The organism is Pseudomonas sp. GW821-FHT09A09, assembly GCF_059418405.1.
Map to the genome: position 1 here is coordinate 248,681 of NZ_JBWKPU010000002.1, position 14,382 is coordinate 263,062.

General features: G+C 56.6%; 16 protein-coding genes. 13 read left to right on the forward strand and 3 right to left on the reverse strand.

From position 1 onward, the window contains the following. The first annotated feature begins 7 nt into the window (after positions 1 to 7). The 9 genes from AC07OV_RS02685 to AC07OV_RS02725 all read left to right on the forward strand — a co-directional run bounded on the left by AC07OV_RS02685 (position 8) and on the right by AC07OV_RS02725 (position 4,967). Positions 8 to 184: a hypothetical protein gene (locus tag AC07OV_RS02685; RefSeq protein WP_495091467.1), complete on the forward strand. Its 177-nt coding sequence runs from the start codon at positions 8 to 10 to the stop codon at positions 182 to 184. Next, positions 181 to 762, forward strand: coding sequence for a hypothetical protein (locus AC07OV_RS02690; RefSeq protein ID WP_495091468.1), 582 nt, complete (start codon positions 181 to 183; stop codon positions 760 to 762). The genes AC07OV_RS02685 and AC07OV_RS02690 overlap by 4 nt, the downstream gene beginning before the upstream one ends. A gap of 9 nt (positions 763 to 771) precedes the next feature. Beyond that, a complete protein-coding gene (locus AC07OV_RS02695; RefSeq protein WP_495091469.1) occupies positions 772 to 1,056 on the forward strand; it encodes a phage antirepressor KilAC domain-containing protein in 285 nt (94 codons plus the stop codon). 155 nt (positions 1,057 to 1,211) lie between these two features. Continuing rightward, positions 1,212 to 1,538: a pyocin activator PrtN family protein gene (locus AC07OV_RS02700; protein WP_495091470.1), complete on the forward strand. Its 327-nt coding sequence runs from the start codon at positions 1,212 to 1,214 to the stop codon at positions 1,536 to 1,538. Between the two features lie 49 nt (positions 1,539 to 1,587). Then, positions 1,588 to 1,989 (forward strand): hypothetical protein, encoded by a 402-nt coding sequence (locus tag AC07OV_RS02705; protein ID WP_495091471.1) that lies wholly within the window; start codon positions 1,588 to 1,590, stop codon positions 1,987 to 1,989. Beyond that, positions 1,986 to 2,207 (forward strand): hypothetical protein, encoded by a 222-nt coding sequence (locus tag AC07OV_RS02710; RefSeq protein WP_495091472.1) that lies wholly within the window; start codon positions 1,986 to 1,988, stop codon positions 2,205 to 2,207. The genes AC07OV_RS02705 and AC07OV_RS02710 overlap by 4 nt, the downstream gene beginning before the upstream one ends. After that, complete coding sequence (locus AC07OV_RS02715; RefSeq protein ID WP_495091473.1) at positions 2,204 to 2,746, forward strand: phosphohydrolase; 543 nt, start codon at positions 2,204 to 2,206, stop codon at positions 2,744 to 2,746. Before AC07OV_RS02710 ends, AC07OV_RS02715 begins: the two co-directional genes overlap by 4 nt. Continuing rightward, a complete protein-coding gene (locus AC07OV_RS02720) occupies positions 2,743 to 4,704 on the forward strand; it encodes a DNA cytosine methyltransferase (protein ID WP_495091474.1) in 1,962 nt (653 codons plus the stop codon). The genes AC07OV_RS02715 and AC07OV_RS02720 overlap by 4 nt, the downstream gene beginning before the upstream one ends. Further along, positions 4,701 to 4,967 (forward strand): pyocin activator PrtN family protein, encoded by a 267-nt coding sequence (locus AC07OV_RS02725; RefSeq protein ID WP_495091475.1) that lies wholly within the window; start codon positions 4,701 to 4,703, stop codon positions 4,965 to 4,967. The genes AC07OV_RS02720 and AC07OV_RS02725 overlap by 4 nt, the downstream gene beginning before the upstream one ends. 625 nt (positions 4,968 to 5,592) lie before the next feature. Here AC07OV_RS02725 and AC07OV_RS02730 read toward each other — a convergent pair. Further along, positions 5,593 to 6,972 (reverse strand): AAA family ATPase, encoded by a 1,380-nt coding sequence (locus AC07OV_RS02730; RefSeq protein WP_495091476.1) that lies wholly within the window; start codon positions 6,970 to 6,972, stop codon positions 5,593 to 5,595. Positions 6,973 to 7,024: 52 nt separating this feature from the next. Continuing rightward, a complete protein-coding gene (locus tag AC07OV_RS02735) occupies positions 7,025 to 8,158 on the reverse strand; it encodes a site-specific integrase (RefSeq protein ID WP_495091477.1) in 1,134 nt (377 codons plus the stop codon). 102 nt (positions 8,159 to 8,260) lie between these two features. Between AC07OV_RS02735 and dusA the strand changes: the two genes are divergently transcribed. Further along, positions 8,261 to 9,280, forward strand: a complete 1,020-nt coding sequence (dusA, locus tag AC07OV_RS02740; protein ID WP_495091478.1) for a tRNA dihydrouridine(20/20a) synthase DusA — start codon at positions 8,261 to 8,263, stop codon at positions 9,278 to 9,280. 6 nt (positions 9,281 to 9,286) lie between these two features. Here the strand turns inward: dusA and AC07OV_RS02745 are convergent, their stop codons facing one another. Beyond that, entirely contained in the window at positions 9,287 to 10,171 is an 885-nt protein-coding gene (locus AC07OV_RS02745) for a LysR family transcriptional regulator (protein ID WP_494998902.1), read from the reverse strand. 120 nt (positions 10,172 to 10,291) lie between these two features. Between AC07OV_RS02745 and AC07OV_RS02750 the strand changes: the two genes are divergently transcribed. The 3 genes from AC07OV_RS02750 (at position 10,292) to tal (ending at position 14,223) form a co-directional block, all read left to right on the forward strand. Further along, a complete protein-coding gene (locus tag AC07OV_RS02750; protein ID WP_495091479.1) occupies positions 10,292 to 11,677 on the forward strand; it encodes a M20 family metallopeptidase in 1,386 nt (461 codons plus the stop codon). A 68-nt stretch (positions 11,678 to 11,745) separates the two neighbouring features. After that, positions 11,746 to 13,035: an MFS transporter gene (locus AC07OV_RS02755; protein WP_495091480.1), complete on the forward strand. Its 1,290-nt coding sequence runs from the start codon at positions 11,746 to 11,748 to the stop codon at positions 13,033 to 13,035. Positions 13,036 to 13,296: 261 nt separating this feature from the next. Next, entirely contained in the window at positions 13,297 to 14,223 is a 927-nt protein-coding gene (tal, locus tag AC07OV_RS02760) for a transaldolase (RefSeq protein WP_178921152.1), read from the forward strand. The last annotated feature ends 159 nt before the right edge of the window (positions 14,224 to 14,382 follow it).

Here is a 14,382-nt window from a genome sequence, read left to right on the forward strand (position 1 = left end):
CAACACCATGCACACCACAGCCACCCTGCACGTCCACCCGGCCGCTGCTAACCCCTCCCGTATCTTCGAAATTCGCCGCCTGGCACAAGACTGCGGCTGCGCCTTCATCGCGTCCAAACCCAAGCTGAGCCAGCGCTACGCACCCGCCCCCTTCGATCCAAACGGCGGAGGGCGAGCGGCATGAAAAAGTACACACTCGACAACCGTACCCTGTCCCTGCTCAAGGCCCAAGTCAGCCTGACCCAAACCTTCAACCACCAGCTGCGCGCCGAAGCACAGCGTGAGGCCCTGGCCTTCCGCCTGAACGTCGAGCGCCGCAAAGTCGACACGCACTTCACCGTTGAACTGGGCAGCGAACGCCACACGCTAACCCTGGCCAACACCAAGAAGATGCACCTCAAGCTTGCGGACTTCATTGAGGAAATCGTCAACGGGCCCACCACCCCAACCGATCCATCGTCCCTGCCGCACGCAGACCGCCGGTACGGCGTATTCGAGACCGAACACAAGCAGCAGGTATTCGACCTGGTGCAAACCGGCGGCGCGCTCAGTCTCGATATGGGCTTCGAGCAACCGATCAACCTGGCAATCCACCGCAACAAAACCCGCGCCGGCATCACCACCATCATGAGCATCGGCGTCAGAAAGCCGCGCACAAAGTGCTTCACGGTGTACGGCAGCGACGTGGAGATCTATTCCATGGTGGCCGAATCCATCACCCACCTGGCCGCCGTGGCGACACCCGCCGCGCATGCAGCCTAGGAGACCGAGATGGAACGTAGCCTTGAAAAAGCCGCCAAGTACTTCGGCCTCAGTCGCCCGAAGCTGATCGGGCTCATGCGTCAAAAGGGCCTGCTCAACGACCGCAATCTGCCGGCCTTCCCGGTGCGTGATCGCGAGTACCTACGAGTCAAGGACAGCAACTGGTACCACGAGACGGCGGGCATGCAGTACAGCCAGTCGACCAAGGTCCGCCAAGCCGGTATCCGCTGGCTAGCCGATCAGTTGGGCCTCGAACTGCCAGCCATCCCGGCAGACAACCGTGACGCGGCCTAGGGAGTACGCCCGCCAGATTGTAGCCATGGGCACACGCGAGGAGCGCAACGCTGCGCTCCTCGAAGTGCCGGAGCATCTGCGGGAGCTGACCAAACGCCATTGCCTGAACGCCTGGAACCACCCTTCACGACTCAAACGCAAGGAGGCCGCAGCCCATGAGCAACACCAGCCAAACACCGCTACGACTGCAACCCGCGCCGGATAGCGCGACCGTCGAGATGCTGCACCAACTCTTCGGCGACGTGCTTATCCCCCTGGAAAAGCTGCGCGTGCATTACTTCAAGAACCTCAACGAAAAGACCTTCACCGAGGCGATCAACAGCGGGCGGATTCAGTTACCCGTGACCACGCTGGATCACAGTGTGAAGGCGTTGCGGTACGCCCATATCAAACACGTCGCGGCACTGATCGACATCCGCGCCTACAGAGCAGACGAGGACATGCCGCGACCACAAAACGATTCAACCGAGCAGGACCAGTAACCCCAACGGCTGCCACCACCAGCCAACATAACTACCAGGAGCACACCACATGACTGCAATTCAAATCTGCGCATTGATCGGCATCATAATCGCCGTCGGCATCCTCTACTGGGTCGGCTACCGAGGCGGCCTCACCGACGGCAAAAATGATGGCTACGACGAAGGCTATTCAGACGGGTACGTCTCGGGCCGGGAGGAGGCTTCAGCCGAATACGCAGCCTCTCTCAAAGATATGTCAGATCAATGCATGCGCACCGAGTTCTTATTGAGCCGGGAACCGCAAGACCGCTACACCCTTTTCGCCATTGCCGAAAAGCTGAAGCTCGCCGCAGACACCTTCCGCGCTGTCAGATCCGAAACCCAAGCAACTCAGGCGCTTGCCCTACGTGACAAGGCACTGAATATGGCTGCGCTAATGGATCGCTTCGAATTGAAGAGGGATGCAGCATGAACCGAGCCATCCCTATACTGCGGCTGACACCCCAAGCCGCCGGCACACTGCAGCAGCAACACGCTAAGGCCACCAAGGAACTACGCGCCCGGACCCGCTACAGCAAAGAGTTCGACCGCCAGTTAAAAGTCCTGATCGGGCCTGAAGCTCTGCGTCAATTGCACAAGGCGACCGACAACGCCTTGCTGCTGGCCGACCTGGTGAGGGAAGCCGCATGAACTGGATCCTCACCTCCACCGGCAAGCGCTTCGACTTGTTCGAGCCTGACGCCGACATGATCGACCCACGGGACATTGCACACTCATTGGCCCACCTATGCCGCTTCAACGGTCATACCCGCGAGTTCTACAGCGTGGCCCAGCACAGTTGCATCGTCGCCGACCTGGTGCCGGAAAAACACAAACTCGCGGCCTTGCTTCACGACGCAGCCGAGGCGTACCTGGGCGACATGACCCGGCCGCTCAAGCAGTGGGTTAGCGCCTACCAGCACTTTGAGGACTGTATCTGGTGGCGTGTGTGCGAGCGATTCGACATCGCCCCAGAACTCCCCGCCTGTATCTACAAGGCCGACCTGATTGCGCTTGCGACCGAACGCCGGGACCTCATGCCACCCGATCCGGCTATCTGGGATTGCTTGGTCGGCATCGAACCCATGGTTGAAATGATCCGTCCATGGCCCGCCGCAGAAGCCCGAATTACCTATCACCAGCGCCTGATGGACCAACTTGCTATCGAACATCGGAGGAAAGCGGCATGAAGCCCCCCAAGGACAACGCCAACGCCCTGCCCGCTTTGCTCCGCGCAGAGAGCGGCGTCGACACGCTAGAAACAAACAGTCTCTGCTGCGCAGCAGCAGGCATTATTGCCCCCTCCAGCGCCACTGCCGAGGCACTTACACCCCACGAAAAGCTGCGCGGGGCAGCGCTCGCTGATGCAACGCTAAACGCTCAGAAACGCCCGCTCGCGCAGCCTGCCGTGGGGTATAACCACCCAATCGCATCAGCCGTCAAAACCCAGTTCGGTCTCGACTTTTCCGGCGAGATCCGCGTCGACCTCTTCGCCGGTGGCGGAGGCGCAACCTTGGGCCAGGAGATGGGCACTGGCATGCCGGTCGACATCGCCATCAACCACAACCCCGACGCCATCAGCATGCACAAGCGCAACCACCCAAGCGCCGAGCATTACATCACCGACGTATACGACGTGTGCCCCCGCCTGGCGACTCGCGGCCGTCCAGTTGCGCACCTGCACGCCAGCCCTGAATGCATCCACCATAGCCTTGCTGCAGGAGGTCAAGCGCGCAGCACCACCAGTCGTTCGCAGTCATGGGTCATCCAAAAATGGGGAGGCCAGGTCAGCCCCCGCATGATCACGATGGAAAACGTCGTGCAGATCCTCCAGTGGGGGCCGCTGATCGCGAAGCGCTGCAGCAAGACTGGCCGAGTGGTACGTCGTGACATGACTGTCGCGGCTGCCGGTGAGCGGGTGCCGGTACAAGAACAGTACCTGGTGCCCGATCCAAAACGGAAAGGAAGAACCTGGCGCCGCTTCGAAAACAATCTGCGGTCCATGGGGTACGACCTGATGTACGGCAAACTCAAAGCCTGCGACTTTGGCGCCGCCACTACCCGCGAGCGCTTGTTCCTGATCGCTCGGCGTGACGGTCAGCCACTGCGCTGGCCTAAACCGACGCACTTCAAGAACCCAGCCAAGGGACAGTCAGCCTACCGCACCGCCGCCAGCTGTATCGATTGGTCTATTCCATGCCCGAGCATTTTCCTCACAAAAGAAGAAGGCCGTGCTGCAGGTGTGAAACGACCACTGGTGAACAACACCATGGAGCGCTTGCGCAAAGGTGCCAAGCGCTACGTCATCGAGCACAAGAATCCGTTCATTGTCAGCGTCAACCACAGCGGCAACGACCTGGCGCGGTGCCAGTCAGTTCAAGATGCGGCGAAGACTATAACCGGTGCGCTGGGGTTCGCCCTTGTCACGCCGCAACTCGCTCCCTTCATCACCGAGCATGCCAATGGAAGCAGCCAGCGCAACATGCCAGGTGACGATCCTCTACGCACAATCTGCAGCGGCGTGAAGGGTGGTCACTTTGCCCTCGCCGTCGCATACGTCGCCCAGCATAACGGCGGGTACAACGTGAAACCTGGGCATCACCCACCACAACCGTTGACAGCGATCAACACCACGGGCAACCAGCAGCAGATCGTTACCGCGCACCTGTCAACGCTTCGCAGGAACTGCGTCGGCCGAGCCATGGACGAGCTGGTGCCGACTATCACGGCCGGTGCCGAGCATCATGCCCTGGTCGAGTACAAACTCGCGCCCGAAGTAGAAGCAGGCGCCATGCGTGTTGCTGCCTTCCTGATGGGCTACTACGGCAGTGACAACACCTACGACCTGCGCGACCCGGCCGCCACCATCACCACGCGTGACCGCCTTGCACTCGTCACTGTGACGATCAAGGGCACGCCGTATGTAATCGTCGATATCGGCATGCGAATGCTCACTCCACGCGAGCTTTACCGTGCACAGGGCTTCCCCGACAACTACGTGATCGACCGTGGGCACGACGGACGCAAGTTCAGCAACAAGACGCAGGTGCTGATGGTGGGCAACTCGGTGTCGCCGTGGCCAATGATGGCGCTGGTTAGCATGAATAGAATTCAAATAGGTGAGTGTTTGACAGGAGTGGCAGCATGAATACGCTTTTCTTGCTCATGGCTCAATATGATGGACGCGCGGTTATACCACTAGATAGAGTGTGCGCTGACTATATGAACCTGACGGTTGAAAAATTCAAACTGAAACGCCTACAAGGTGAAATTGATATTCCGATTGTTCGGCTAGGTGCCCAAAGCCAAAAGGCCGCTCTCGGAGTTCACCTAAAAGATCTAGCTGAATACATAGATCACCAGCGACAAGCCGCTGTAGACGAACAATTAAAATTACATAGAAAATATTAAACAGGCCTTTTAGCAACCCAGCCACTCAAGGCTGGGTTAGCTTTATAAATCAACCCTACCCTCTTCAAAAAAAAGCTCCGACTTTTGGACCAGCTCCGCGTCATCCACAAACTCATCGCAACGGCCAAACCGGGTAAAAAACCTATTTAAATTACAAATATAAACTGTATACCCCCCCTTATCAGTGCAACCCACATAAACCCTATTAGATTTCAATATATGTTCGCCATACTCATCAAAATGAGGATGCACAATCCGAAATGCTCTGCTCATCAGTGGATAATTAACCCGAGGAGCTACCAGTATCGGATCAAAAACCTCTTTTTTGCTTTTGTATTCGTTACAGTCAGGACATACAACGCAGAGATTCCTGGGCTCAAACATAAAGTTCAAATACTGAGACTTCGGGACAATATGCTCAACTGGCGCACCAGCAGCTGACCTAACGGCTACCGCGCCTAAACAATATACGCACTGTAAACGCTGAACATTTCTATAATAATCTCTGATTTCACATCGTACACCCTCTAGATCTGGCGAACTCCAATCGCGGTGCGAATAATTTTCATCGGCAACCTTCTCATTAATCTTAGCTTGCGATGCTTCGCTATATACTAACGGCGCATTAATCATTGGCATAATGCTTGCACACTTCTGCTACCGAGCTAATCAACTCCTTTACGGGGTCTCCACTTTCAACTTGTAAATCAAGAGCTAATAAACGTTCTAGATCAAGCGAGGATTCTTCACTGACCGCCTTGTTTGCCTTGACACGAGCAAGAAGATTGAATGCAAGACGAGATATATATTCATTCATAATACCAGGAGCATCAAAAAGCTCTGCCAATTGATAGTCTGCCGAGCGCTGATAAAACTCCTCCGCGTCATATATCCTATGTTTCGATAACGAGGTTATAAAACACGCCCGACTATTAAGCCTCGCAATGACCTGAGGAGAGTGAGTAGCGATGATGAAATGACAACCTTTATAGGAAGCAAAGGATTTCATGAGCATCATCATAAACTCTTCCTGCCATCTCGGATGCAAGCTAATTTCAGGCTCGTCGATCAATACCAAAGAACCATCGGTAATATGCCCAGCAATACCAAGCATTAAAACTAGCAGGCATTGCTCGCCCGAGCTTGCGCGCTTTAGGGATAACTCACCGTAACCTTCTTTTTGCAGCTTCAAATCCATCAACCGCATTAAACCCGCATTCATGAGAATTAGGACGGACTCAATAAAGCTGTCGTCAGTAACAACGCCATCTAAGCGAGATAGCCCGCCTGCGAAATTCACGGTCAGTTCAACAGCTTTCCTATGCGCTAAAAACTTATTCACTTTAATCATAGAGTGAATGACTTTATGACGCTGGGACAATGTTAACGATCTTAAACTTCCAAAATAACGCTCATCTACTCGTATACCATAATCCCGATCCAAATTTCTAAGTTCAATCTCTAAACTCGGATCCTCAATGATATCAACAACAAAAACACCAGACTTACTTCTTAAGTATCCCGGCTTAAATATAAAATCTACCACAGGAGAAAAGCTCAAAGATTCAAATACAGACAATAAATTATGGCCCGCCGACTGAACCAGCAACTGATCTAATAAGCCTTTAGCGGCAGAGGATATTAAAGATACCGCTGATGAAGGTTGATAGAGACCTTCAGTCCTCATACCGACATAACGATAATTTGTATTACCTTCTATGTCAGTTTTACGTCGAGCAGGGAATTTATCAAAAGGACTAGTAGATACCGCGATTACCTTAGGCTCACCGCTCCAAACTATAGCCTTTCTGGCAGAACTTCCGAAATTAGATAGCTCTAACCTTTCCTCGGCATTAGCTTTGACTATATCCGCTAATAGACGACTTTTACCAACTCCATTTTTCCCAACTACAACTGTAAATACATTTTCGTCATTATCTAGGCGACCTTCTTTAATCAGGTCAACATTTATGCCGTCATGATAGTGAGAATAAATTCTGCCCATATTAGAGGTCGTCTTCCGTGATTTTCTCACAGCATATGACGACCAGTATCATTTAGCCATTATTTTTTCCTGAATGCGACAGTATTGACTGAGCATCGCATCCTATCTTCGCGGCCCATTTCCACCCCCTGTAAGCATCTCCTCGCCCCCTCAAGTGAGTGTAACGCCTCAGAGAGTTCCAATCTCTGTGGCCGGACACGCTTGAGACCCTAGGGATATCCCAGTCCATCTCAAATAGACGACTAACGCCCTCATGTCGAAGGTCATGGAAGTGCAGATCCTCGATCTCAAGCAAAGGACAAGCCCTTGTGAAAGAGGCTGAAACAGACTTTGCATTATAAGGAAAGATCTCCCGATGAGTCTTAGGCATGCTGTGCAGGATCGCCCAGGCCTCGTCCGGCAAATGACACCACACGTCATTACCGATTTTTTGCCCGGGATTCTTCATGTCTCGCACGAGCACCGCCTGCCGAACAAGGTCGAGATCCTCCCAACGTATACGCGTGATCTCTTCCTGCCGTCGTGTAGAGAACAGTGCGAATGCAATCATCTTCGGCATGTGAATAGAATCCGGCCGGCGCTTCTGCATCTCGAAGAAATGCCCCATGAGCTTGTCCAACTCATCGAGCGTGGGCCGGCGATTACGCTCTTTGCTCTTGCTGACCATGCCAAGCTTGCGCAAGACCTTGCGAGCGTCAGGCATTGCATGGGAATCGACTTCATAGCCCCATGCCGGCCGTGCCACAGACAACACAGCGCCCAGGTGCGACAGATCATTACCAACCGTCTGCGCCTGCACACCTCCGCCTTCCTCGCTCATCCGCCACTGCGCGTACTCCACCAGTTTCTGGCTGTTCAGCGCTGCATCATCCAATTCACCTAGCCAGGTTTCCTTGATCGCGCTCAACGTCGCGCTCTTGGTCTTCCCCAGCGGACGAATCTTCTCGTACTCATCCAGGTACTGCTCGATCATCTTCTTGATCGTCACCCCTTTCCGATTTGCCCGCTCAATAGCACCTGGCTGGGCCAGCTCGGTCTCCCGTCGCTTGATCCAGGCCTGGGCGACCTGCTTACGGTCGAAGGTTTGGCTTTCCTGATAAACTGTCTTGCCATCCCGATTGATCCGTATCTGCGCCGTGTAGGCTGTCGAGTTGTCCTTGCGCTTACGTGCTGTGATCGTGCCCATTTCCAGTTGCTACATTGCCAAATTCGATCGCTACAATGTAGCAACCGACTTTAGAAAACAAGGAAAAATGGGTAAAAACCGCTGTATAAAAGATCAGTATTCATGAATTCCGAAAAAGCCACACCCCCTGTAAACGCTAGCCTTTCACTCAAAGAGCCATCTCGCCGGTTTAGCGTGGCCCCGATGATGGATTGGACGGACCGCCACTGCCGCTACTTCCTGCGCCTGCTCTCCAAGCACGCCCTGCTCTACACCGAGATGGTCACCACTGGCGCCATCCTCCACGGCGACCACGACCGCTTCCTGCGCCATAACGAAGCCGAGCACCCGCTTGCACTTCAGTTGGGCGGCAGTGTCCCCGCTGACCTGGCTGCCTGCGCGCGTATGGCCGAGGCTGCCGGTTACGACGAAGTGAACCTGAACGTCGGCTGCCCCAGCGACCGGGTGCAGAACAACATGATCGGCGCGATCCTGATGGCGCACCCTGCCCTGGTGGCCGATTGTGTGAAGGCGATGCGTGATGCGGTGTCGATTCCGGTGACGGTGAAGCACCGTATCGGGATCAATGGGCGGGACAGTTATGCCGAGTTGTGTGATTTCGTCGGGACGGTGAAGGAGGCGGGGTGCACCAGTTTTACGGTGCATGCGCGGATTGCGATCCTGGAGGGGTTGTCGCCGAAGGAGAACCGCGACATTCCGCCGTTGCGCTATGACGTGGCGGCGCAGTTGAAGCGGGATTTCCCGGCGCTGGAGTTCATTCTCAACGGTGGGATCAAGACGTTGGAGCAGTGCCATGAGCATTTGCAGACGTTTGATGGGGTGATGTTGGGCCGCGAGGCTTATCACAATCCGTATTTGCTGGCGGAGGTGGATCAGCAGTTGTTTGGCAGTGCGGCGCCGGTGATCAGCCGGGCCGAGGCATTGGTGCAGTTGCGGCCTTATATTGCCGAGCATTTGGCGAGCGGTGGCTCGATGCACCATGTCACTCGGCATATTTTGGGATTGGGGACTGGGTTTCCGGGAGCGCGTAAGTTCAGGCAGTTGTTGTCGGTGGATATTCATAAGGCGAGTGATCCGCTGGCGCTGCTGGACCAGGCCGGGGCGTTGCTGGAAGGACGGTAACCGCTCTCAACCGACGGTCTTAAGGCAGTCAATCAAGGTCTCGATAAACCGCTGCAACGAAGGTGGCAGTGTGCGTTTGGGCATGGTCAGGACTTGAACGGAGCGGTCGGCAAACCGGGGGTTTGTCAGCGGGATCGACACCAGCTCATCGCTGCCATTCACCCGTTGGCTGATTGCACCGCCTAAGGCGACGGTGTCGGTGTGGCGCACAAACTCGTGGATGGCCCCGGAGTAATTGCAGGTCATCACGTGGTTGAAGGCCAGCCCTTCCATTTCACAGACCAGGTCGAACAGCTGCCGCTGGGTCGTGCCTTTGGGGGTGAGTGCCAAGGGGAACGGCGCGAGTGCGGTCAGGGGTAATTGCTTGTGCGTCGCCAGTGGATGGCCGGCGCGCATGATCGCGCGTATCGCCGAGCGGCCTGAATAGAGGATCTCGACGCCATCGGTCGGCTCTGTGCTGAACGTCAACCCGACGTCGGCATCGCCACGCTTCACTTTCTCTGCGCATTCGAACGGTGACATCACCTCCAACACGTACTGGAAATCCGGGTGTTGCCTGTAATGCTGGATCAGCACGTTCGGCAGAAAATAACGCGACAGGCCTTCCGTCGAGACCAGGCGAATAACGCGCGCGCCGGGGTAATCACCGCCGCGCAGCTCCGACAGCAGCGCTTGTTCCTCCAGCGAGGCGCGCCTGGCGTGGTGGGCCAGCGCGCTGCCCGCCGCCGTCGGTTCCATGCCCCGGGGCCGACGCTCGAACAAGGGCACACCGATACTCTCCTCCAACAGGGCGATCTGGCGGCTGACCGCGCTGGGGGCGATATGCAGGCGTTCACCGGCGGCGGCCAGCGAACCTGAATCAAACACAGCCAGAAAATAACGATAATCCATGGGTTTCTCGCGCATATAGGCATCTATTAATTAGAAGCCAGTCTTCAAAAAACAGCAATATACAGTGCGATGGACGACTTCTATATTGGCCTGAATCACTCAGCCTTTATCGGAACGCTCATGTCCAAGCAACACGCACTCGACAGTGTTCGCCACGCCTTCACTGACGGTCATTTCGAAGCCGACTTGCGTCGCCGGGTCGCTATTCGTAGTGAAAGTCAGGCCCCCGGCCAAGCGCCGGAATTGACGCGGTACCTGCAAGAGGAAGTACAACCGGCGCTGGAGCGAATGGGGTTTGAATGCCAGGCCCTTGAGAACCCGAAGGGCGCGGGCCCACTGCTGTTTGCTTCGCGCCATGAAGCAGCGGACCTGCCGACGGTGCTGACCTACGGGCATGGCGACGTTGTGCTCGGTTATGCCGAGCAATGGCGTGAAGGCCTTAACCCGTGGGCGCTGACCGTGGAAGGCGACCGTTGGTATGGCCGCGGCACCGCCGATAACAAAGGCCAGCACAGTATCAACCTGACGGCGCTGGAGGCGGTGATCAACGCCCGCGAGGGGCGGCTGGGGTTTAACGTCAAGGTGCTGTTCGAGACTGGCGAAGAATGTGGCTCGCCCGGATTGCGCGAGGTCTGCACGGAGCATCGCCAATTACTGCAAGCCGATGTGTTCATCGCCTCGGACGGCCCGCGCTTGAGTGACAACCGCCCGACGATTTTTCTCGGTTCTCGCGGCTCGGCGCTGTTTTCCCTTGAGGTGCAGGCTCGCGATAAGGGCTTGCACTCTGGCAACTGGGGCGGCGTGATGTCCAACCCGGCCGTGGTGCTGGCCAACGCAGTGGCCAGCCTGGTGGATCAGAACGGCCGTATGCTGTGCCGGGGGCTGGTGCCCTCCTCCATCCCCGGCTCAGTGCGTGAAGCTATCCACGACCTGGGCATTGATCAACATTCCCTCGGCCGTCCGCTGGACGTTGATTGGGGTGAGCCGGGCCTCACCTTGGGTGAACGGCTCTTTGCCTGGAATACCCTGGAAATCCTCGCGTTCACGGCGGGCAATCCGGCCAAGCCGGTGAATGCCATTCCACCGTCGGCGATTGCGCATTGCCAATTGCGCTTTGTGGTCGGCACTGACTGGAAGAACCTGGAACCGCTGCTGCGCCAGCAGCTGGATGCTGCGGGCTTCCACGGCGTCAAAATAACGGTTGATCGTTGCACACCCGGCACTCGACTAGACCCTGATAACCCCTGGGTACGCTTCGCGAAAAAAGTCATCAGCGACATCACCCCCCGACAGATCGCCGTGCTGCCCAACCTTGCCGGTACGCTGCCCAACGATATTTTTGCTGATGTGTTGGGGTTGCCGACCTTGTGGATTCCACACTCTTACCCAGGCTGTTCGCAACATGCGCCGGATGAACATCTGCTGGGTTCGGTGGTGCTCGAAGGCCTGCAAATCATGACCGCGCTGTTCTGGGAACTGGGCGATATGGCGCAAGCCCACGCATAAAAAACAGGGCCCTGATCCACCCTTTATCTCTGCCGCTCACACACTTACAAAAACCAGGAGCGTCGAACATGACAGCGTTGTCGTCCACATCCGCCACACCGGCCATCGAACGGGCCCAGCCCTTATGGAAACCCGTCGGCGCCGCCTTGATCGGCAACACCCTTGAATGGTTTGACTTGTCGGTCTACGCCTACTTTGCGTTAACCATCAGCAAGGTATTTTTCCCTGCAGCAGACCCGGCAGTGTCGCTGTTTCTGGCGTTCGCGACATTCGGCATCTCTTTTCTGATTCGTCCGCTGGGCGCTGCAGTTCTGGGCTCCTATGCCGACCGGCAAGGCCGCAAGAAAGCCTTGAGCCTGTCCATCTTACTAATGTTGATCGGCACGGCGATGATCGCGGTGATGCCCAGCTATGCCGCTATCGGGGTCATCGCCCCCCTAGGCATTCTGTTCGCGCGCCTGCTGCAAGGGTTCTCCGCCGGTGGTGAGTTCGGCAGCTCAACCGCGTTCATGATGGAACACGCGCCGCAAAAGACTCGTAACTTTGTCGCGAGCCTGCAATTTGCCAGTCAAGGCTTCGGCGTGGTGATCGCCTCGTTGTTCGGCTACTTCCTGACGACCAGCCTGGATGATCATCAGATGCTTGAATGGGGTTGGCGGGTGCCGTTTTTCTTTGGTCTGATTCTGGGCCCGGTAGGGCTTTATATCCGCCGTACGGTGGATGAGTCGCCTGACTTCAAGGAGAGCGAGCCGGGTTCGCAGCCTTTAAGGGAGGTATTTTTTTCACAGAAGACCTTGCTGCTGGTCGCGATGGGTGTGCTGATCGTGTCGACGGCGTCCAATTTCATGATGAAGTACATGCCGTCCTATGCCTCAACCACGTTGAATATTCCACAGTCGTCGGGCTTTCTGGCGACGCTGACCGGCGGCCTGATCCTGACCCTGGTGACACCCATTGTCGGGTTCATCGCCGGGTTCGTCAGCCGTATCAAGATCATGCTGTGGGCCTCGATCATCTACATCCTGAGTATTTTTCCGGCCTTCGTCTGGCTGAACAAAGTGCCGAGTGCAACGTCGTTATTGCTGGTTGTCTCGATGATGGCGCTGATCAAGGCCGTGTACTTTGCACCGCTGGCCTCACTCATGGCCGATGTGTTCCCCATTCGTACCCGGGTGACGGGCATGTCGTTGAGCTACAACCTGTCAGTGACGATCTTTGGTGGTTTTGCGCCGGTGATTGCCACGGGGCTGATCGCGTTGACGGGTTCGCAGTTGGCGCCGAGCTTTTACTTGATCCTGGCGGCGGCGCTTAGTATCAGTGCCTTGCTGGTTGCCAAGCGGAAATTGAGGTTGTCGTAAGTCAGTCCGCGTGACACCAGGTTTGCGGTGATCGTGAAGGCGCTATCGCCGGCAAGCCAGCTCCTACAGGGGGGCGGGTTGTCTGGAGGGCAGTTGGGTTGAACCTGCGGGTGGTTTTGGCCTCCTATTTAGCAGCAAGGCCGGTGTTTCAAACGGCTGTTTTCAGGATGTTGCCCTCGCAAACGATCGAACGCATTTGCGCCCTTGAGCGCCTGTCGGCGCTCGGGTAATGTCATCAGACCCATAGGACAGAGCACGCCCATGACTTCCAAGCTGGAACAACTCAAGCAATTCACCACTGTCGTAGCCGATACCGGCGACTTTTCCACCCTCGCCAAACTCAAGCCTCAAGACGCCACCACCAACCCTTCCCTGCTGCTCAAGGCCGCGTCGATTTCGGCCTATGCGCCGTTGCTGGATGAGGCTGTAAAGGACTGCAACGGTGACGTGGGCCTGGCCAGTGACCGTTTTGCGGTGGCGGTGGGTCAAGAGATTCTGAAGGTAGTGCCAGGTCGCATTTCCACTGAGGTGGATGCACGCCTGTCGTTCGACGAAGCGGCCATTCTCAAGCGTGCGCACCGTCTGATCGACCTGTATGAAAAGGCTGGCGTTGGCCGTGACCGCGTACTGATCAAGATCGCGTCCACCTGGGAAGGCATCCGCGCCGCTGAGAAACTGGAAAAAGAAGGCATCCAGACCAACCTGACCCTGCTGTTCTCCTTCGCCCAGGCCGTGGCGTGTGCTGAAGCAGGCGTGTTCCTGATTTCGCCGTTCGTGGGCCGTATCTACGACTGGTACAAGAAGGCCAACGGCAACGACTACACCGGCGCGGATGATCCGGGCGTGCAGTCGGTGACGCGCATCTACAACTACTACAAGGCCAATGGCTACAAGACCGTGGTGATGGGCGCGAGCTTCCGCAACCTGAGCCAGATCGAAGAGCTGGCCGGGTGTGATCGCCTGACCATCAGCCCGGACCTGCTGGAGAAGTTGGCGGCCGACGAAGGCAAGCTGGAGCGCAAGCTGTCGCCAGGCCATGCCGGTGAAGCGCGGGTGCATTTGACTGAAGCGCAGTTCCGTTGGGAGTCCAATGAGGACGCGATGGCGACTGAGAAGCTGGCGGAGGGGATTCGTCAGTTTGCTCGGGACCAGGAGAAGCTGGAGGCATTGCTGACTGCCAAGTTGTAAAAGGCGGCGGTTGCAAAAAGGGCGGCACCTTTGCGGGTGTCGCCCTTTTTTGTGCATTTCGCCGCTCTCAAGCCGACCTCAGTTCAACCTGTGGGGGGGGGGGGGGGGGGGGGGGGGGGGGGGGGGGGGGGGAGGGGGGGGGGGGGGGGGGGGGGGGGG